The 266-nt window shown below is 41.0% G+C and carries 1 protein-coding gene; it reads right to left on the reverse strand.

The window, feature by feature from the left end:
* Nucleotides 1-266 (reverse strand): 4-hydroxythreonine-4-phosphate dehydrogenase PdxA (locus tag AAEY79_RS15115; protein ID WP_352289260.1); only part of this gene is annotated, 266 nt, incomplete at both ends.

Genomic DNA, 266 nt, shown 5'->3' on the forward strand with positions numbered 1-266 from the left:
GATTTAAACCACAGACTAAAATACGCGGCTTTTCTATACCAAACTTAGTTTGTAAGTCGTGGTTTAAAATACTCGCTACTTTGATTAGCCGATCCTCTGTAATAGCACGCGATACATAGGCAAGTGGAATATGCGTCGTTACCAGCGCTACTCTTAGGCCTTGCGTAGCAAGCATCATTACTACATCTGCGGTATTCGACTGTTGTGCAAAATACTCGGTGTGGCCACTAAACGAAATACCGGCTTTATTAATAATACCTTTATGT

The organism is Psychrobacter sp. GW64-MNA-CIBAN-0177 (assembly GCF_040309585.1).
Lineage (GTDB): Bacteria > Pseudomonadota > Gammaproteobacteria > Pseudomonadales > Moraxellaceae > Psychrobacter > Psychrobacter okhotskensis.